The sequence below is a fragment of the Paraburkholderia sp. Ac-20336 genome, from assembly GCF_017105025.1.
GTDB lineage: Bacteria > Pseudomonadota > Gammaproteobacteria > Burkholderiales > Burkholderiaceae > Paraburkholderia.
In genome coordinates this window covers 53,683-70,859 of sequence record NZ_JAAGPS010000011.1, presented here as the reverse complement: position 1 = coordinate 70,859, position 17,177 = coordinate 53,683, and the positions used below count along the sequence as shown (strand labels likewise).

16 protein-coding genes and 1 pseudogene are annotated in these 17,177 nt (G+C 61.1%); 9 read left to right on the top strand and 8 right to left on the bottom strand.

From position 1 onward, the window contains the following. The first annotated feature begins 99 nt into the window (after positions 1–99). Positions 100–1,506, top strand: a complete 1,407-nt coding sequence (locus GXB81_RS06820) for a selenium-binding protein SBP56-related protein (RefSeq protein ID WP_205988704.1) — start codon at positions 100–102, stop codon at positions 1,504–1,506. After that, a complete protein-coding gene (locus GXB81_RS06815) occupies positions 1,503–2,213 on the top strand; it encodes a hypothetical protein (RefSeq protein ID WP_205988703.1) in 711 nt (236 codons plus the stop codon). Before GXB81_RS06820 ends, GXB81_RS06815 begins: the two co-directional genes overlap by 4 nt. Positions 2,214–2,224: 11 nt before the next feature. Here GXB81_RS06815 and GXB81_RS06810 read toward each other — a convergent pair whose 3' ends face one another. Then, positions 2,225–3,469, bottom strand: a complete 1,245-nt coding sequence (locus GXB81_RS06810; protein WP_205988702.1) for a DUF1479 domain-containing protein — start codon at positions 3,467–3,469, stop codon at positions 2,225–2,227. 102 nt (positions 3,470–3,571) lie between these two features. Here GXB81_RS06810 and GXB81_RS06805 point away from each other — a divergent pair, with 102 nt between their 5' ends. Both GXB81_RS06805 and GXB81_RS06800 read left to right on the top strand, forming a co-directional pair. Continuing rightward, the gene (locus GXB81_RS06805; protein WP_205988701.1) at positions 3,572–4,528 is read left to right on the top strand and encodes an AraC family transcriptional regulator; all 957 of its coding nucleotides are present in this window, start codon (positions 3,572–3,574) and stop codon (positions 4,526–4,528) included. Positions 4,529–4,662: 134 nt separating this feature from the next. After that, positions 4,663–5,409 (top strand): 4'-phosphopantetheinyl transferase superfamily protein, encoded by a 747-nt coding sequence (locus GXB81_RS06800; protein WP_205988700.1) that lies wholly within the window; start codon positions 4,663–4,665, stop codon positions 5,407–5,409. Between the two features lie 68 nt (positions 5,410–5,477). On the opposite strand, the gene GXB81_RS06795 is transcribed toward GXB81_RS06800, so the two are convergent. Both GXB81_RS06795 and GXB81_RS06790 read right to left on the bottom strand, forming a co-directional pair. After that, a complete protein-coding gene (locus GXB81_RS06795) occupies positions 5,478–5,882 on the bottom strand; it encodes a Fis family transcriptional regulator (RefSeq protein ID WP_167039503.1) in 405 nt (134 codons plus the stop codon). Positions 5,883–6,060: 178 nt separating this feature from the next. Next, positions 6,061–6,801 (bottom strand): 3-ketoacyl-ACP reductase, encoded by a 741-nt coding sequence (locus GXB81_RS06790; protein WP_167039505.1) that lies wholly within the window; start codon positions 6,799–6,801, stop codon positions 6,061–6,063. 352 nt (positions 6,802–7,153) lie between these two features. On the opposite strand from GXB81_RS06790, the gene GXB81_RS06785 reads away from it, so the two are divergent. Both GXB81_RS06785 and GXB81_RS06780 read left to right on the top strand, forming a co-directional pair. Continuing rightward, positions 7,154–8,845: a Na/Pi cotransporter family protein gene (locus GXB81_RS06785; RefSeq protein ID WP_205988699.1), complete on the top strand. Its 1,692-nt coding sequence runs from the start codon at positions 7,154–7,156 to the stop codon at positions 8,843–8,845. Between the two features lie 410 nt (positions 8,846–9,255). Beyond that, positions 9,256–9,528 (top strand): hypothetical protein, encoded by a 273-nt coding sequence (locus GXB81_RS06780; RefSeq protein ID WP_205988698.1) that lies wholly within the window; start codon positions 9,256–9,258, stop codon positions 9,526–9,528. A 202-nt stretch (positions 9,529–9,730) separates the two neighbouring features. On the opposite strand, the gene GXB81_RS06775 is transcribed toward GXB81_RS06780, so the two are convergent. From GXB81_RS06775 to GXB81_RS06760, 4 genes are all read right to left on the bottom strand, one after another. Further along, on the bottom strand, positions 9,731–10,123 hold the full coding sequence (locus GXB81_RS06775; RefSeq protein WP_167039510.1) for a DUF3597 domain-containing protein: 393 nt from the start codon (positions 10,121–10,123) through the stop codon (positions 9,731–9,733). 175 nt (positions 10,124–10,298) lie between these two features. Continuing rightward, positions 10,299–11,171, bottom strand: a complete 873-nt coding sequence (locus GXB81_RS06770) for an isocitrate lyase/PEP mutase family protein (RefSeq protein ID WP_205988697.1) — start codon at positions 11,169–11,171, stop codon at positions 10,299–10,301. A gap of 55 nt (positions 11,172–11,226) precedes the next feature. Beyond that, entirely contained in the window at positions 11,227–12,633 is a 1,407-nt protein-coding gene (locus tag GXB81_RS06765; protein WP_205988696.1) for an MFS transporter, read from the bottom strand. 51 nt (positions 12,634–12,684) lie between these two features. Next, positions 12,685–13,389, bottom strand: a complete 705-nt coding sequence (locus tag GXB81_RS06760; RefSeq protein WP_205988695.1) for a GntR family transcriptional regulator — start codon at positions 13,387–13,389, stop codon at positions 12,685–12,687. A gap of 539 nt (positions 13,390–13,928) precedes the next feature. Between GXB81_RS06760 and GXB81_RS06755 the strand changes: the two genes are divergently transcribed. Next, positions 13,929–14,996, top strand: coding sequence for a hypothetical protein (locus tag GXB81_RS06755; protein WP_167039516.1), 1,068 nt, complete (start codon positions 13,929–13,931; stop codon positions 14,994–14,996). Positions 14,997–15,107: 111 nt separating this feature from the next. Beyond that, positions 15,108–15,283, top strand: a pseudogene (locus tag GXB81_RS31360) (transposase); the annotation flags it as partial. A gap of 71 nt (positions 15,284–15,354) precedes the next feature. Here the strand turns inward: GXB81_RS31360 and GXB81_RS06745 are convergent. Next, positions 15,355–15,924 (bottom strand): hypothetical protein, encoded by a 570-nt coding sequence (locus GXB81_RS06745; RefSeq protein ID WP_167039520.1) that lies wholly within the window; start codon positions 15,922–15,924, stop codon positions 15,355–15,357. Between the two features lie 520 nt (positions 15,925–16,444). Here GXB81_RS06745 and GXB81_RS06740 point away from each other — a divergent pair. After that, positions 16,445–16,936 carry a hypothetical protein gene (locus GXB81_RS06740; RefSeq protein WP_167039522.1) on the top strand — a complete coding sequence of 164 codons (492 nt, stop codon included), beginning with the start codon at positions 16,445–16,447 and terminating at the stop codon, positions 16,934–16,936. Positions 16,937–17,177 lie beyond the last annotated feature (241 nt).

Genomic DNA, 17,177 nt, shown 5'->3' with positions numbered 1-17,177 from the left:
CACAAGGCGGCACGGGCAAATTTCCGGTTGCCCCCGGCTGCGCCTTGGACTACAAATTTAAGGTTATGCCCCCGCTTAACGGAGAAGGAGAGTGCCGCCATGGGAATGCGCCCCGATCCCACTTTTCATGCCTCGCCGAAACTCGCGATGGACGCGCCAGCGGAGGAATACGCCTACACGGCGTTGCTGAGCCCCGATTTTTCGCAGCCCGATGCGCTTGCCGTGATCGACGTGAAGCCCGGTTCGCCGACGTATAGCCAGGTCGTTCATACGGTACAGGTGCCGAACAAGGGCGACGAGTTTCATCATTTCGGCTGGAACGCGTGTTCGTCCGCGCTTTCGCCGTTGACCGGCCATGCGTTTCTCGAACGGCGCTATCTGATCGTGCCGGGCATGCGTTCTTCGCGTATCTATATCGTCGATACGAAGCCGCATCCGACCCAGGCGAAGATCCACAAGATCATCGAGCCCGAGGAAATCTTCCGCAAGACCGGCTATTCGCGTCCGCACACCGTGCATTGCGGACCGGAAGGCATTTACGTCAGCACGCTCGGCGGCGCGGGCAAGGACGGCACCGAAGGGCCGCCGGGGATTTTTATCATCGACTGTCAGACGTTCGAGGTGCTCGGCCGCTGGGAGATCGAACGCGGCGCGCAGGAAAAGCACTACGATTTCTGGTGGAATCTGCCGCGCGACTATATGGTGTCGAGCGAATGGGCACTGCCGCCGCAATTCGAAAACGGCATCGTGCCGGAAGATCTGCTCGCGAATAAGTACGGACACCGCGTGCACTTCTGGGATCTGCGCGCGCGGCGCAACGTGCAGACGCTCGATCTCGGCGCGCATCATCAGATGGCGCTCGAAGTGCGGCCCGCGCACGATCCGAGCCGCGAGTACGGCTTTGTCGGCGTCGTGGTCGATACGACCAATCTCGAAGGTTCGATCTGGACGTGGTGGCGCGAAGGCGGGACATTCCACATCGAGAAGACCGCGACGATTCCGCCCGAACCCGCGCCCGCCGACGAATTGCCGCCGCTGCTGCGAGGCTTCGGCGCGGTGCCGCCGCTCGTCACCGACATCGATCTGTCCATCGACGACAAATTCCTCTACGTTGCCTGCTGGGGAACCGGCGAGATGCGCCAATACGACGTGAGCGAACCGCGCAAGCCGAAGCTGACGGGCTCGGTGCGTATCGGCGGAATCGAGCGGCGCACACCGCATCCGAACGGCAGGACGTTCGCGGGCGGACCGCAAATGGTCGAGATCAGTCGCGACGGCCAACGCGTCTATTGGACCAATTCGCTCTATTCGACGTGGGACGACCAGTTCTATCCCGACGGCGTGCCCGGCGTGCAGGTGATGGCGCACGCGGCGCCGAACGGCGGCCTCACGCTGTCCGACGACTACTGGGTCACGTTTCCCGACGGCTACCGCGCGCATCAGATCCGGCTCGAAGGCGGCGACTGTTCGACCGATTCGTTCTGCTACCCGTCGGTGGGCGTTTGAGCGGCGTCGTTTCGCCGCAAACCGGCCTGTGGCTGGCCGTCCTCGCGAGTGGTGTGTATCACGGGCTCAATCCCGCGATGGGGTGGCCGCTCGCCGTGTCGAATGCGTTAATGGAGCGGCGCATCCAGGCACTGTGGAGCGCGCTTGCCTATCTCGCCGTGGGGCACGTCCTCGCGATTCTGCTGATGATGCTGCCATTCGCGATGCTGCTCGGCGTGCTCGCGTGGCAGCATGAAATACAGGTTGGCGCGAGTGTGCTCGTGATCGGCTTCGGCATCGTTTTGCTGATTCGGCGCCGTCATCCGCGCGTGCTCGCGAGAATTCCGCCGTCGCGTCTTGCGCTCTGGTCGTTCGCGGTGGCGCTCGCGCATGGCGCCGGGCTCATGCTCGTGCCGATCTACCTCGGTCTGTGCCGTGCCGACGATCCCGACGCTGCGCATCGGGCCGCGCGAACGCTGATTGCAACGAGTCTGCGCATGGCGGTATCGGTCTCCGTCATTCACGCGGCCGCGATGATGATGGCCGGCGGATGGCTTGCATGGCTCGTCTATCGTTACCTCGGGCTCCGGTTCGTCTCGCGCAGCTGGTTCAATCTCGATGCGCTGTGGGCGTCGAGTCTGATTTTGGTTGGCGCGTTGTCGCTGCTCCTGAATGCGGGCATGGACCGCATGCCCGGTGTGTCCGGCGTGTCGGGCATCGGCGGCTGAATCGATTCGGGCTACAGATCGAAGCCCATCTGTTCGCGGCCCAGCAACGTCAGGTCCGCAGCCGTTGCACGTCCGACGAAATCGGCTTCGAAATGGTCTGCCGGAAAGTCGGGCGGACTCGTGCCGTCACAAAAGCTCGCCAGTTGCCGCTTCAGATAGGCATCGTTCTTCGCGCACGACGGCGCCGACGCGATGTACATCACGTTGCTATAGCCCTTGCCGCGATGCGCGTCCTCGACCGCGTGAATCACGTCGCTGTGCCAGAAGACCGTGTCGCCGGCCTGCATCAGCGGAATCGACGAAAGGGCCTGAAATAGCGGCGCGTGGTACTCAGGTTTGATCGACAGCGCGCGGCCCGGCATCGCGCCGCAGAGGTCGTCGTCGGCGACGTCGTCCTGCAACGCGCGCAGCAGGATATAAGCCATCGCGTTCGCGATCGGTACGAGCTGAAGCGTGCCGTCGCCGGGACCTTGCGGCGTGAGCGCGGTCCAACCCTGGAAGGTACGGAACATCGAGCACACCGCGGGCGACGGAATTTCCTCGACCTCGGTTCGCCAGGCGGCATCGAACGGATCGTAGGCGCGCCAGTTGCCGGAGAACACATGCCGGTACACCTTGCGGAAATTCGCCTCGATCCAGCGCTCGACCGAACCGCCGTCGCAATGCGCGGACAGTCCCAGCGATGCCGAGCCGGGCGGCCGGCGGCGCAGACGGTCCGCGTAAACGGGCACGCGCTCAGGGTCGAAATGCACGCGGCCTTCGCTTTCGCTGCGCCATAGGCGGTTCAGAAACACGCGCGCCTGCGTGAGCGCGGGAGACTGCCGCGCGAGTACCTGCGGCTTCGACCAGTACACGCCGTAAATCTGCGGCTTGCTCGAAGCGAGTTGGCCGAAGTACTTGTCTTCCGCGCGGTTGAGCAGCTTCGCATCGAGGTTGTTGCTCTCGACGTAGTGAGCGATATCTCGATCCCATTGCTCGACGAGTTCGCGCTTGAACACCTGGCGAATCACGCACGCGCCGCGCGCTTTGACGCGTGAGATCTGGTCGGCGCTCACGCGATTCGCCGCGATGTCCGCGAAGCGGATCTCGGGAATCACGGCTTCGCCGCGTTCGCGCAGCGCCGCGATCTGTTGCGCTTCGCGGGTCATCGCCGCTTCGACTTCGGCGAATACCTCGCGGTAATTGGGCAGCCTGTCGCGCAGTTCCCGTTTGGCTTTTCCGATGGCTGCCGGCAGGTCGTCAATCTGTAATGCCATGGCGTCGTCTCCGTTATCGATGGTGATGGCGATGTCGAAAGCGTACTGCGGCGCCGCTCATGCCAGTGATATGATCGGGCCAATCTTTTTGCGAATCCGGTCATGAAGGCAGCCTACGAGCGCGTCGATTTCGGTGCGAGCTGTTCGGTGCGGGTGTACCACCGGCGTCTGCCGCGCATCCCGTTCGAATGGCACCATCACCCGGAATACGAATTGACGCTGACGATGAACAGTCGCGGCAAACGGTTCATCGGCGATTCGGTGGCCGTGTATGGCGACGACGATCTCGTGCTCGTGCCGCCGAATCTGCCGCATACGTGGGCGTCGAATCGTTCGATCGATGCAGCGGCGCCGCAGGTCGCAATCGTGATCTGGTTCGACGGCGCCTGGGTACGCCGTCTCGCCGACGTCTGTCCCGAGTACAACGGTTTATGCAATCTGCTGCGGCGCGCGGCCTGCGGGCTCGCTTTTGAAAACGGCGCGGGAACGCGTTTGCGCGGCGAACTCGAGCGGCTGCTGTCGGCCGATCCGCGCGAACGTCTGAAGGCCGTGCTCGACGTGCTGGACTGGCTCGCGCAAACGCCGGGGGCGCCGCTCGCGTCGCCGGGTGCATTCGATGCGCATACGGGGGCGCCGTCCGGTTATCAGCCCGATCAGCTCAATCGCGTGCTGGCGCTGATCGACACGCAGTTCGCGCATCCGTTGCGGCTGGCGACGCTGGCAAAAGCATCGGGTCTCTCGGAGCGTTCGCTGACGCGCCACTTCACACAGCATCTCGGCGAGAGCGTGGGGCGCTATATCACGCGCGTGCGGATCGGTCATGCATGTCGGCTGCTGACCGGCACGGGCTTGCCGGTCTCGGTGATCGCGACACGCTCGGGGTTTGCGAACGTCGCCAATTTCAACCGACAGTTCAAGACAGCGAAGGCACTGACACCGGCCGCATACCGGCAGCAATTCACGGGAACACGGCAGGCGGAAGACGAAACCGTGCCGCCGTTGACGGAGCGTTCGCCGTCGTTGAGTACAGGGCGACGGGCGGCAAGGCGTGGCCGATAGCCGGCGCCATGAATGGGCGAGTACCTGCCTTGCCTCATGCCGCGAGCTTGCCGCCCGCGTTCGTTTCAGGTAAATGATGCAAACCCGCATTGGCCACTACTGGCATGCCTCACCATCCCGTTCGAATGGATTCGATGATCGCCACCGCTGTACCGGATTTCGACGTTCGCTTGCTCGACGTGCCACGTGCGCGCGCAGTTGGTATCGAAGTCTTCTGCCTCACGTTCGACTTTAGCGTGACGCTCGACCACCCCTGTTTCGCCGTGCTTTCTGCCGACGAGCGCGCGAAAGCCGCGCGTTTCCAGCGCCACGAAGATACGCTGCGCCATGCGGCGACACGCGTCGTATTGCGCCGCCTGCTCGCCGAAAGAACCGGCGTGGCGGCTGCTGAATTGCGTTTCGAGCGGGATGCCGCGGGCCGGCCGCGACTCGTGCCGGCTCAGGAGCCGCAGCCCGACTTCAACGTATCGCATTCAGGCCGGCATGCCTTGATCGCGATTGCCGCGCGGGGCAGGGTTGGTGTCGACATCGAGGTCGCGCGCACGGACATGAACTGGCAGGCGCTGGTGCCCGCGGTATTCGCGCCCGGCGACGAGGCGTGCGTGGCGGCGTTGCCGGTGGAGCAGCGGGGCGATGCGTTCTTCAGCGTCTGGACCGCGAAGGAAGCGTTGTTGAAAGCGCTTGGCGTCGGCATCGGCGATGGCATGACGTGGTTTTCGGTGCTCGGCGACGCACGGCATGAGCCGCGTGTCGAGGTCAGCGATGCGAGCGCGCGTAGGGCAAGCCTGATTACCGGGCTCGATGCGGTTTGGCTTGCCGTGTCGCCAGGTTATTGCGGCTGTATCGCATGGTCGCGCGATGCCGCTGTACGTTCCGGGTGAACGCTCTGTGTGAGTACTCGGGGTAAGCGCGACGCGCATTGCATGAATAGCAACAGCACACTCGCGCGTTACGGCGCCAGCTCTTTACCGTCGCGCTGTGCATTGGCCGTGCTGAACAACTGCTTCAGCCTCGCGTTGACGGCAATCAGTTCCTGCACGGGCGCGGCCGCGAGTTGCTGATCGAAGAGCGTGAGCACCTGGCCGAGCAGGGCATAGGCATCGCTATCGACGGCACAGACGCCTGTTTCGAGTCCCGCCTGACGGCAACGCAAAATGACGCTTTCGGCGTCGCGAAACAGATCGGGCATCGCGGCGCCATAGCCGCGTTGATTGAGCAGCATCGTCATATAGATGGCTTGCGCCATGCTGCCGACGTGATACTGATTGCCGACGCCGCTGCGCAATGCTTCGAGCGTCATGTGATAGTCGAGCGAGATTTCGCCCGCTTTGGCCGGCACGATCGGCTGCAGCATCGCCTTCGAGCGCGACGGGGCCGATTTCGCGTGTGCTTCGTGAGGAGGGCTCGCTTTTCTGGCCATAAGCTCACTGACGCGGCCGGCTCGCGCCGGGCCGCGACATCATCTGGAACCTGATGAAGTGTCCATTGAAGCGGGACACGCTCACGCCGCGTGAAATGCGCTGCCGTTTCCGTTAGCTCATATGCAGACCGCCGTTCAGCGAGAAGTCGGCACCCGTCGCGAAGCCCGCGCTTTCCGAGGCGATCCACGCGACGATCGAGGCGATTTCTTCCGGTTCGCCGAGGCGCTTGACCGGAATGCTCTCGACGATCTTCGCGAGTACTTCGGGCTTGACCGCGCGCACCATGTCCGTGCCGATATAGCCGGGCGATACGGTGTTGACCGTCACGCCCTTGGTTGCGACTTCCTGCGCCAATGCCATCGAGAAGCCGTGAATGCCGGCTTTCGCGGTGGAATAGTTGGTTTGCCCGAACTGGCCTTTCTGGCCGTTGACCGACGAGATGTTGATGATGCGGCCCCAGCCTCGCTCGACCATGCTGTCGATGACCTGCTTGGTCACGTTGAACAGGCTCGTGAGATTGGTGTCGATCACCGTGTTCCAGTCTTCATGCGTCATCTTGCGGAATACGCCGTCGCGCGTAATACCCGCGTTATTGACGAGCACGTCGACTTCGCCGACTTCCTTCTTGACCTTTTCGAACGCTTTCGCGGTGGATTCCCAATCGGCGACGTTACCTTCCGATGCGACGAAGTTATAACCTAGCGCTTTCTGTTCTTCGAGCCATCGGGTCTTGCGTGCCGAATTCGGGCCGCAGCCCGCGATGACCGTGTAATTTTCCTTGTGCAGGCGCTGGCAGATTGCGGTACCGATACCGCCCATGCCGCCGGTTACGTAGGCAATACGATTTGCCATAAGTCCTCCTTCTTTCTGGGGTGGTGTGCAGCGAGTCGATTCGGAGGATGGGGATATTATTGGCAGCCGCCCGCAGGCCGGACGATGGGCATTTTTACCTACGGGTTAACTGCCAATCGCACGGCCGGAGCGCGGCTCGATCCTGTCATTAATGTGACATTGGCGGTGACACCGGCGGTGCCCTCAGCAGCCTCATCGGCATGGCTTTCAACTGTAATGAAACGGTGTCCGGACCGGGCGCAGGGGGATGCGCATCGCGGCACAGGGAAATCAGGCGTTGCTTAACTCGCTTTACATGCCAGCGTGCGCGCTGTAATTTCGTGCATCTGCTTCCTCACAAGGGCCTCGCAGGATGACTGACTACCTGACGGACATCGACCCGGTCGGGCTGAACTGGGTCGGGATATTCGGGCTGTTGATCGGTGGCCTCGCTCTTTTTCTTCTCGGTCTCGAGTTCATGACCGGCGGCCTGAAGGCGATCGCGGGATCGAGATTGCAGGCGTTGCTCGGCGTGCTGACCGCGAGCCGCTTTCGCGGTGTCGTGGCCGGTGCGGTCGTGACCGCCTTGCTCAATTCGTCGACGATCACGACCGTGCTGATGGTCGGCTTCGTCTCCGCCGGATTGATGACCCTGGCGCAGTCCGTGCCGATGATCATGGGCGCGAACATCGGCTCGACCATCACCGCGCAGATCATCGCATTCGACGTATCGCGGCTCACGCCGTTCATGCTCGCGGCCGGCTTCGTGCTGCATGCGTTCGGCAAGCGCGAACTGCTGCGCGAGATCGGCCGCGTGGTACTCGGGCTCGGCCTGCTCTTCATGGGCATCCAGTTGATGGGCGAGGCGACGCATCCGCTGCGCACGTTTCAGCCGTTTATCGACGCGATGCAGGATATGCGCAACCCGATCGTCGGCATCGTGGTCGGCGCGGTCTTCACGGCGATCGTGCAAAGCTCGGCGGCGACGCTCGCGATCGTCATCGCGCTGAGCGGGCAAGGGCTGATGCCGCTCGAGGCCGCGATCACGCTGATTCTCGGCGCGAAGGTCGGTACTTGCGGCACCGCGCTGCTCGCGTCGATCGGCAAAACGCCCGAAGCGGTGCAGGTAGGCGTCGTGCATCTGGTGTTCAATCTGCTCGGCGTGGCGGTGGGGATTTTCGTGATTCCACAGATGGCGGAGTTGGTGCGCTACGTTTCGCCGTCGCATCCGGAGTTGCAGGGCGTCGCCCGGCTCGCGGCCGAAGCGCCGCGTCAGGTCGCGAACGCTCATACGATCTTCAGCGTGGCGAGCACGCTGGTGCTGATCTGGTTTACCGGACCGATCGCGCGGCTTGCTCAACTGATCGTGCCGACACGCGCGCAGGCGGCCAAACCGGCCGGCGACCCGCTCTATCTCGACGCGTCTTCGCTGACGGTGCCGTCGCTCGGATTGCAGCGCGTGCGCATCGAACTGACGCGGCTCGGCGGACAGGTGCTCGATATCGTGCGACGAGGCTCGCAGACGATTTCAACCGGAACGATCGAGGAGATCAATCTGCTGCTGGATCAGGACAAGGAAGCCGACCGGCTTGCCGCGGAGATTCTTCACTATATCGGCCAGCTCTCGCAGGTTCAGCATTCGGAAGACGAAGGTCAGCAGATGGTCGGCTTCACGCAGGTGGCGAGCAATCTCGAGAGCATTAGCGGCGTGGTCAGCACGACACTCATCACGATCGGCCAGCAAAGACTCACGCAGCAGATCGATCTCGTGCGCCTGCGCGACGAGGCGACCGCGCGCTTTAGCGACGCCGTGATTCGCAATCTCGAACAGGCGATTCGCACGATCGAGGAACCCGATGCCGAAGAAGGCGCGAAGGTGATCGGCGCGAAAAGCGAAATCGAACAATTGGCCACGACCGCGCGCCAGGTCGTGCTCGCCAGGCTTCAACTCGCGGATAAGGCCGACGTGGTGACGTTCCGGCTCGCGATGGACCTGATCGAACAGGGCCGGCAGGTCGCACAGTTTGCGCGTGCCATTGTGAAGAACGTGGAAATGCTTCGTTGAGGTTGGCGTTGACGTTTGCGCTTGGAATAACAGTCAGGGTCCGCAGTTACCGTTAGCGATTGTCCGATGTGCGATGAATTGCCGGTAACCCCACAGAGATTCGCACCGCAGCAGCAGTAGACTGCCTGCGTGTCATCGTCATGACACGCTTTAATGGAGCGTTGTTTTCGCCCGCCTCCCCTGTGCGGGCTTTTTTCTTTTCATCGCTATTGCGGCATGCAAAGCGCGGCGCATCGGGTTCGATAGCCGCTCATGGCGCATAGCGGGCATGAAATGAACGGGCGTTCATGGTGCGCCCACGCGCCGTGGCTTGCACAATACGCAACGCTTGAGAGGATTTAACACACGTTGTGCCCGGAATTTGATAGCCTGTGTTGTAGCAGAGCATTGAACTCAAGGAGGGCTTCACCATGATGCGGTGGCTTGCTAACTGGGCTTCACAACATGCTCCTACTCCCGAGAAACAGGCCGAGCGTGCGTTGAACAACTTACGTATGGAGCTGTTTCAGGCCGAGCAGCTCGTGCTCGATGCACAATTGCGCGCCGATTATTACCGGGCTCGCCTGACCTTTCTCGAAGAAGTGACGAGAAAAGGTATTGAACAGGTGTCGGACGAACGCAAAGGTCCGCAGGAAATGACCCAGCCACTGAAGCCCGGGCTCAAGCTGACCGCGGCGCAATAGCCGGGTGAGATATCGGGCCGTTCTCAGTCGCGGCAGGTTGGGATACCCTCGTTCAGTACGCAGGGTAGGGGAGTGGCGCGACCGCTCAGAGGTTCTTGCGCGAGGCTTGATGCATGGCTTCGTGCAGGCTTCATGAGCGGCCGCGTTTCATCTTGCCCGAGCCATCGTGTGCGCCGGGCAATCGCGCCCGAATGACGGGCGTTTAACTTGCCAGATCGGCCGGCAGCTTGCCGCCGTTGGCCGCGAGCGCCTGCATGACCTGCTTGTGCAGCCAGATGTTCATGCTGGCCGAGTCGTTCATATCACCGCTGTACTTCAGTTCCTGAGCCAGCTGCTTGCGGTGGTCGAGGCTGCTGTCGATGCCGAGCGCTTTCATCGTGTCGACAATCGAGGTGCGCCAGTTCAGCGTCTGTCCGCTTTCGCTGACGAGCTGATCCATCACGGCGGCCACGTCGACGTCGGCGAGCGGTGCGGGGGTGTCAGGCGCGGCGGCTTGCGCGGCAGCCGGGTCCGGTGTCGGTTCCGCGGCGGGGGCAGGTTGGTCCGGCTTGGCCTTGCCGAACAGCTTATGCACGATGTCGCCAAAAATACTCATTTCCAGAATCTCCACAGTTGAATGACAAATGCGAGCGCGTGGCGCTCGCAGGACATGCCTTCGCTATGCTACGCGATCCGCGGAAATGAGGAGCGTGAATTTTTGTCAGCGATTGTTAGTGCCGGCTATCGGCAACGGCAATGAGCCGTGGTTGCTAGCACATCTCTGTGTATATTTATTCGGCATGCTCACGATCGAATTGCCAGATCGCGGGAAAGCCCATCAGCTCGCACATCTGCGAGAACGGATACATGCTGTTCTGTGCCTGCACGGTGCCCTTGAGTGCCTTGATCTGGCCGTAGACGTCCCGCAGTGCCTGCGCGGCGGCAAGAAATCCCGATGCCGGATAGATCGCAATCGAAAAGCCGAGCTTCTGCAATTCGGCGGGTGTCAGTTGCGGCGTGCGTCCGCCTTCGACGATGTTGACGAGCAGCGGCGTGTCGAACGTGCGCGCGATCGTCTCCAGTTCCTCGACGGTTTCCGGCGATTCGATGAACAGCACGTCGGCGCCGGCTTTCGCGAACGCTTCGCCGCGCCTCAATGCTTCGTCGAGTCCGAGCGAGGTGCGTGCGTCGGTGCGCGCGACGATCTGGAAGTTCGCGTCCTCGCGTGTTTCGGCTGCAACCTTGATCTTCTTCACCATGTCGTCGAGCGCAATCACCTTGCGGCCCGGCGTGTGTCCGCATTTCTTCGGAAACTCCTGGTCTTCGAGTTGAATGCCTGCGGCGCCGGCGCGTTCGTAGCCGCGTACCGTGTGTGCGACGTTGAGCAGACCGCCGTAACCGGTGTCGCCGTCGCAGATCAGCGGCGTGCCGGTTGCGCCGCAAAACGCGGTGACGCGATCGACCATGTCCGTGTAAGTGGCGAGACCCGCGTCGGGCACGCCGAGATAGGACGCGACGGTGCCGAAGCCCGTCATGTACAGGCAGTCGAAGTCCATCGAGTCCGCCATTTTCGCGGAGATCAGATCGAAGATGCCGGGCGCGGTGACGATTTCCGGTTGTGCAAGACGGCTCTTCAGTTGTTGACGTTTGCTCTGTGCGTTCATGCTGGTTCCGTTGATGACGATGAGTGTCCGTGATGTGTCGATTCAATGATCCGAGTCAATGACGTGACTCGGGGGCGACCGCTGCGCCGGCGAGCTCGGCATCGGTATCGAGGGTGGGCGGTGGCGCGATGTCTTCGAGCGAGCGCCGGTTCGTTTCGATACCGAAGAGCGCGAGCACCGCAGCCATGACGACGAGCACGCCGACGATGACCGAGAGCACGTCCTTGACGCCGCCCGTCGCATACAGGACGACCACGAACTGCGGCGCGAGAATACCGGCGATGCGCCCCGCGCAACCGGCGATACCGTTCGCGCGCATGCGGTTCTCCGTGGCGAAAAGCTCGGGAATATACGTGGCAATACCGAGCGCGACCAGCAGATACGTGAGCGTGAAAAGCAGAAAGCCGAGCACGGTGGCCGTCGCGACGCTCGTCGAATGTCCATAGAGCCAGCCCACCAGCGCGGCGATCAGCGCCACGGCAATGAGCCCGTTTTTACGGCCGATTCTGTCGGCAACCAGCACGCCGAGGAAGGCGCCGGTGGGGCCGCCGAGCGACATCAGCGTGGTATAGCCGAGCGACGAAGCCATGCCGAGCCCCTGTTTGATCAGGAATGTCGGCACCCAGACGATAAAGCCGTAGATCACCACATTCACGCCGATCTGCACGCAGATCGCGAGTAGCGTGCGGCGAATCTGTGCGGCTTTGAACAGGTCGAAAAGTGTTGTGGAACGTGGCGGCGCGCCGAGCGCTTCGAGCGATGGCGCGATGGGAGGCAGTGCCTCGCCTCGCGACGATTCCGCCTCCGCCGCGCGAAGAATCGCCTCGGCTTCCGCGTCGCGGCCTTGGGATTCGAGCCAGCGCGGTGACTCGGGCATCTTCTTGCGGATCACCCACACAACGAGCGCGCCCGCGCCGACGAGAGCAAACATCGCGCGCCAGCCGATCGTCGGAATGATCAGATAGCCGATGAACGTCGAGAAGAACAGCGCCGAGTTCGTAATCAGCGAGAGATACGCGGACCACTTGCCGCGCACGGCGGGGGGAATGAACTCGCCGACCGAACCATAACCGACGACGATCTCCGCACCGAGCCCGAGGCCCATGAAAAAGCGGCAGACGATCAGCCACATCATGTTCGGTGCGAGCGCGCCGGCGATCGAGGCAAGACCGAAGATCGCGAGATTGAATTGATAGGTGAACTTGCGGCCTTTTGCGTCGCCGAGCAAACCGGCGGTGAACGCACCCAATAGCATGCCGACGAAGGTCGACGAGAGAAATGCCGCATTCAGTTGCATCGTCGACCAGCCGCTTTTTGCCAGCGCACCGAGCACGCCGCCGGCCAGGTAGATATCGAACGAATCGAGAAACATGCCGCCGCCGATCAGCCAGAGAATGCGCCGATGAAAACCGGAGATGGGCAATCGGTCCAGTCTCGGACCCGCATTCACTGTGCTCGGCATTTCACGTCTCCTGCGTCGTTATTCGACGGCTATTCGTGTTGCGGCAACGGACTACGGCAAAGGGTGTTCCCGTTGATAACGGTCGAGCACCGCTTTTTCGGCGGCCAGAATATGACAGCGGGTGATCGCTTCGGCCCAGGCGGCATGGCGGTTCTCGAGTGCCTGAACGATTTCGACATGCTGGCGTGCGCTATTCGCTCGGTGTTCGTCGTCGTAAGAGTCGAACGTCCACTTGATGAGCGGCGTTTCCTTCATCGACGTCAACGATCGCTCGAGCCGCGAGTTGCCGGCGGCCGAGGTGATGATCGAATGGAATTCGCCGTTGGCGGCGAACCATGCTTCGGTCGTTTCGGGTGTGGACGTGCGCCGCGTGATGGCGGACATCTGTTCGGCGAGCGTGCCGAGCCGTTCGATTTCGGCGGCGCCGATTTTCAATGCGGCACGCCCGGCGAGGAACGGTTCGATCAGAAGACGCGCTTCGAATATTTCGCGCGCGTCCTGCAAGGACCACGCTTTGACCCGCACGCCATAGTTCGGGCGAATCTCGACCCAACCTTCGGCGCCGAGGCGGCGCAGTGCTTCGCGCACCGGCGTGCGGCTCACGCCAAGGCTTTTTGCCAGTTGTTCTTCGCGCAGGTATTGACCCGCGCCGTAGCGGTTTTCGGCGAGAGACTGTTTGATCGTGAGGTAGACGTCGTCCGGTGAGCGGGCCGGTGCGGCGTACGTTGTATGCAAAACACCGTCTTTTATGACCATAGTGAGGGGATTCACGAATCAGGCGGATACATTGTATGCAAAGTTGAGTGGTGGGCGCTTGGTGGTTTCCCTGGGCGCGTGGTGTGGCGTGTCGGCGGGGTTCGCGGCAGCCACGCTGATACTTCCGAAAAGCCGGTTGCAGTCGTTCGCCCTCGCTGTCACACGTTCATTCGCGCGACTGCTCCGCATCAAACATGCATGCTCCTCATGCACGGACCATGTTGGGCCCTGCTGCTGAGGATGTATTTGTCTGCGCGATATCCCACACAACACACGTCATTTAGCTCACTGAAAACCCCACCGCCGTCGACCTTGCTTTTTCGTCTTTGCAAATTAACCTTCGGAAGGCTGGCCGTTCGGGATTGAATGAACTTATCAGGAGTGCGTTCCGGGCATCACCGAAGAGCCGCATCTCGTTACGTAAAGCAGGTCAGTCTCCTTGTTGAGCCGTTGTGGAAGAAACCACATGAAATCGAATTTCATGTACCTGCAGATCCCACTGACTTTCGTGAAAGGCCCTCTCCTCAGGAACTCCGACCATGCCCGACCGTGAAACAATCATCTCGGAGCTCACGACCCTCGGCCGTGGCAAGCTCGAGAACTTCAATATGGCCGATCCGGAACGGCTCGCGCACGCCAGTGCATTGCCGGTCGAAGGCTACTCGCCCGACACCGGCTACTGCCACGGCGTCTGCCTGGACTGGATCCGGCGTGTGCTGCAGAACGGGCGGCCGTGCTTCGGCGCCAACCCGCAGCGTAATGCCGAGGAAGGCTACGACTACTACACGCGGATGCAGGAGCAGGCCAAGCGGCAGGGGTATGCCTGGGCCAGCTTCAACGCGATCAGCGACCGCAATCTTGAAGCCAACAATGCGCTGATTGATCGCAACCAGGCCGACTACGATCAGGCTTACGACAAGTACCTCAGAGCGAAGAGGTTCCTGCAGGAAGTGAACTCGCAACTGGTTGACGACTACAACCGCAACCTGCAGCTCGGTGAGGCGCATGTCGTGGGGATCGACTACGGCGACAAGCTGAAGCGGATCTTTCCGCAACTGCAAAACACGCCCACGGAGCTCTCCGTGCGTCAGATCGGCGGACTTTATCCGAAGGTCGAGGATAAATACAGGTCACTACAGGCGCCGGTAAGAGCAACTGCGCCGCGTCGCCAGGACATCGACCAGAACAGCTTCGCACTCTTCACGGGACATATGGACGCGAAATTCCCGAAGAAGAGGACGTTCGGCGGCATCGCGCTGCTGCAGTCGAGCCCGAAAACGCAGTACGCTTCGCTGTCAGCGGCGATCGACGCGGTGACGGCCCCGGCACCGACGGACTTCTCGAGCGGCCGTGCGATGATAGTCGGGTTCGGCATGCGGAAAGCCGGAGACAACTCCGGGCACGCCGCCGCTATCCATTGGCACCCGAGAGACGTGTTCGTCGTGCTGGAGCCGAACTATGGCATGTTTGTCTACGAGCGGCTCGCTGGCAATAAGTCGGTCAGCTCGGCGCTGGACTACCTGTTTGGCACGGTGTATCCGGCGGAGCCCGGTACGGAGGTAACGAATGGCGTCGAGTACGAGATCTATGAGAAGCGCGTCGATTGATCGGTCTATCTGTCATGTTCCGCTCGTGCCATGAAGTATAGATGGCAACTCGCTTGCCGTCGTCTGTAAAGGCATCTATTCAGTGCTGCGAGCCGGCGAGTGGGGCGGGGCGTCCATGCCAAGCGCTGCTTTGCCGGACCTGAGGCTGCGCTCGTATACCTCTCGCACTACAGCACCGTGTCGCTATCTCCAGCCAGTGTCTTATCGTGTTCGATGAGCACGACGTGAGGCTTTGCTGGCGCGACGACAGTGCCAAAGGGCGCATGCGCTACAAGGCCATGACACTCGAAGCTGGCGTATTCATGCGCGGCTTCAGAGCGGGTGACTTCCATGGCCGAGTAGATCCTGCACCCGTTATTCAAGTCTTCGGATTGTACTCAAGATTTATAACATTACCTTTGGGCCCATATGTCAGAACGGTTCCTTCCCAGGCGCCGAAGTCCATTCCTTTGGGGTCGTAATGCTGAGCCGCAGTTGATGCTCGAACAGGTGAGCCGAGTGTCTGGGCTAGCCTCGAGCAAAATGTATTGCCGTCGCCGTAGCGGCCTTCGTGGCCAGGCGTGATGAAGGCCGTCCCGCAGGAGTAAAGATCCGTCCAGTCGAGCCATTCAAAAAGCACTCTGAACTTGTGGATGGTATGCAGATTCAATCCCTCATTGCAGAACTGGATACCATAGCCTCCCTGACTGTTGCCTTGCATTGATTCCGTTCGCGTAGAGAATCCTGTCGCCAGAGGCAGCCCGGGCGTCTCATAGCCATGAGCCAGGATCTTCAACCATACATACTGCGAGTTATAAAATTTTGCCCTGCTGAGTATCCAGGCGATTGGCCAGCTGATAGGCGTGCTAGCGTCGACCTCGAGAACCTCATTACCCTTGGGCTTCGAGCCCTCTAACCGCACATCTCTGACTATGAGCATTTGCATCATGACAATCTCCTCAAAGTTAGATAAGCAGCATCCACGCTGGTGGAGTCGGGCTATTGCAGGTAATCCGGCGGTAGCTTGAGTGGAGGATAGACAGTCTGCGCGATGGAAACGTGACATGTGCGGCCATTTGCCGTTCATGGCAAAGGTGGGTTCGGGAGGCTCGGTGGTGGGTGGGATTCGGCCTGAGCGGACGTTCGCTGTTCTGGTTGCCTGCGGCTGCAGCAGGTTGTTTTGCTGAGTTTTGTAACCCGGTGCCGATGAGTGTCGGCTATGTCGTGGATGAATGGGTTTTCCGACCCGTTGCCGCCGTTCAGTCCCATCGAGTCGCCATATCTGCTTCTGAGGTGCAGCGACCATTCGATTGTATGATCTATTTAAACCTCAGCGGCAACTTGGGGCGGGGACCATGCGCAACTGCAACGGCGTGGACGTTTGACGGACCCGCACGCTCCAGGTGGTCGGCTTCGGACAAATTCCGCAGTGTGGCTGCTTTTGCTTCGACATATTTGAGGAGTTTGCTTTGATCACTTTCATCAAGCACCAAGGGCTCTCTGATACCGAGTATGCGCGAGGCAAAAAAACAAAAGGTCCTTTGCTCTTTTGTCTTCACCTTTTGATTGCCGCGCCATTGATTCTGGCCAGCGCGAGCTGCACGGAGAATATCGATACGCCGCCGATCGTGTCGGCAACCGGCTATCTCCACGGGCAGTCTGTATCCCTGGAGCGAGAGCAAATTCTCGCTTTGTCACACTGGATAGACGCGCACCGTACTGGTTGGAAGGGGCTAATGGAAACGCCGCCTCCACCGTCGATCTCTCTCGACGTGAAATATGCGGGCGGCCGGGAAGGCTCATTCGAAATTTGGCAAGACCCTCACGGCAATGGCGGGGTTGTCTATCATTACATTTATGAGCACGTCCCAGAGGTAAAGAGAGTAGCCCCCTTAAAGCAAAGCTTGTCCGAGCAGGACATGCAAGCATTTCGTGCGATTGCCAACAGCATCGGGAAATGATCGCCCAACGTATTGCTCAAAAAGTCTTTAGCCTCCGGCAGAGTGTCCGCGCTGGCCGAAAGGCGACGCTCGAACTGGCGTATCGGCGCTAGTAAGCGTGGATCGCCAGCCGCGGCTTTAGAAATTGTTGAACAACTGAGCTCCCGATCGAACGATGTAAACGAGGAAGGCGCCACTCGAATGGCCGCGACACGTCTGCTGTATACGGTCGGTTGTGGCCGACAGCACCAGACCGTAGAGC

Bases quoted from the DNA above. Each gene is read 5' to 3' on its own strand.
- GXB81_RS06820 (WP_205988704.1), top strand. From the start codon at position 100: ATGGGAATGCGCCCCGATCCCACTTTTCATGCCTCGCCGAAACTCGCG.
- GXB81_RS06810 (WP_205988702.1), bottom strand. From the start codon at position 3,469: ATGGCATTACAGATTGACGACCTGCCGGCAGCCATCGGAAAAGCCAAA.
- GXB81_RS06805 (WP_205988701.1), top strand. From the start codon at position 3,572: ATGAAGGCAGCCTACGAGCGCGTCGATTTCGGTGCGAGCTGTTCGGTG.
- GXB81_RS06800 (WP_205988700.1), top strand. From the start codon at position 4,663: ATGATCGCCACCGCTGTACCGGATTTCGACGTTCGCTTGCTCGACGTG.
- GXB81_RS06795 (WP_167039503.1), bottom strand. From the start codon at position 5,882: ATGCTGCAGCCGATCGTGCCGGCCAAAGCGGGCGAAATCTCGCTCGAC.
- GXB81_RS06790 (WP_167039505.1), bottom strand. From the start codon at position 6,801: ATGGCAAATCGTATTGCCTACGTAACCGGCGGCATGGGCGGTATCGGT.
- GXB81_RS06785 (WP_205988699.1), top strand. From the start codon at position 7,154: ATGACTGACTACCTGACGGACATCGACCCGGTCGGGCTGAACTGGGTC.
- GXB81_RS06780 (WP_205988698.1), top strand. From the start codon at position 9,256: ATGATGCGGTGGCTTGCTAACTGGGCTTCACAACATGCTCCTACTCCC.
- GXB81_RS06775 (WP_167039510.1), bottom strand. From the start codon at position 10,123: ATGAGTATTTTTGGCGACATCGTGCATAAGCTGTTCGGCAAGGCCAAG.
- GXB81_RS06770 (WP_205988697.1), bottom strand. From the start codon at position 11,171: ATGAACGCACAGAGCAAACGTCAACAACTGAAGAGCCGTCTTGCACAA.
- GXB81_RS06765 (WP_205988696.1), bottom strand. From the start codon at position 12,633: ATGCCGAGCACAGTGAATGCGGGTCCGAGACTGGACCGATTGCCCATC.
- GXB81_RS06760 (WP_205988695.1), bottom strand. From the start codon at position 13,389: ATGGTCATAAAAGACGGTGTTTTGCATACAACGTACGCCGCACCGGCC.
- GXB81_RS06755 (WP_167039516.1), top strand. From the start codon at position 13,929: ATGCCCGACCGTGAAACAATCATCTCGGAGCTCACGACCCTCGGCCGT.
- GXB81_RS06745 (WP_167039520.1), bottom strand. From the start codon at position 15,924: ATGATGCAAATGCTCATAGTCAGAGATGTGCGGTTAGAGGGCTCGAAG.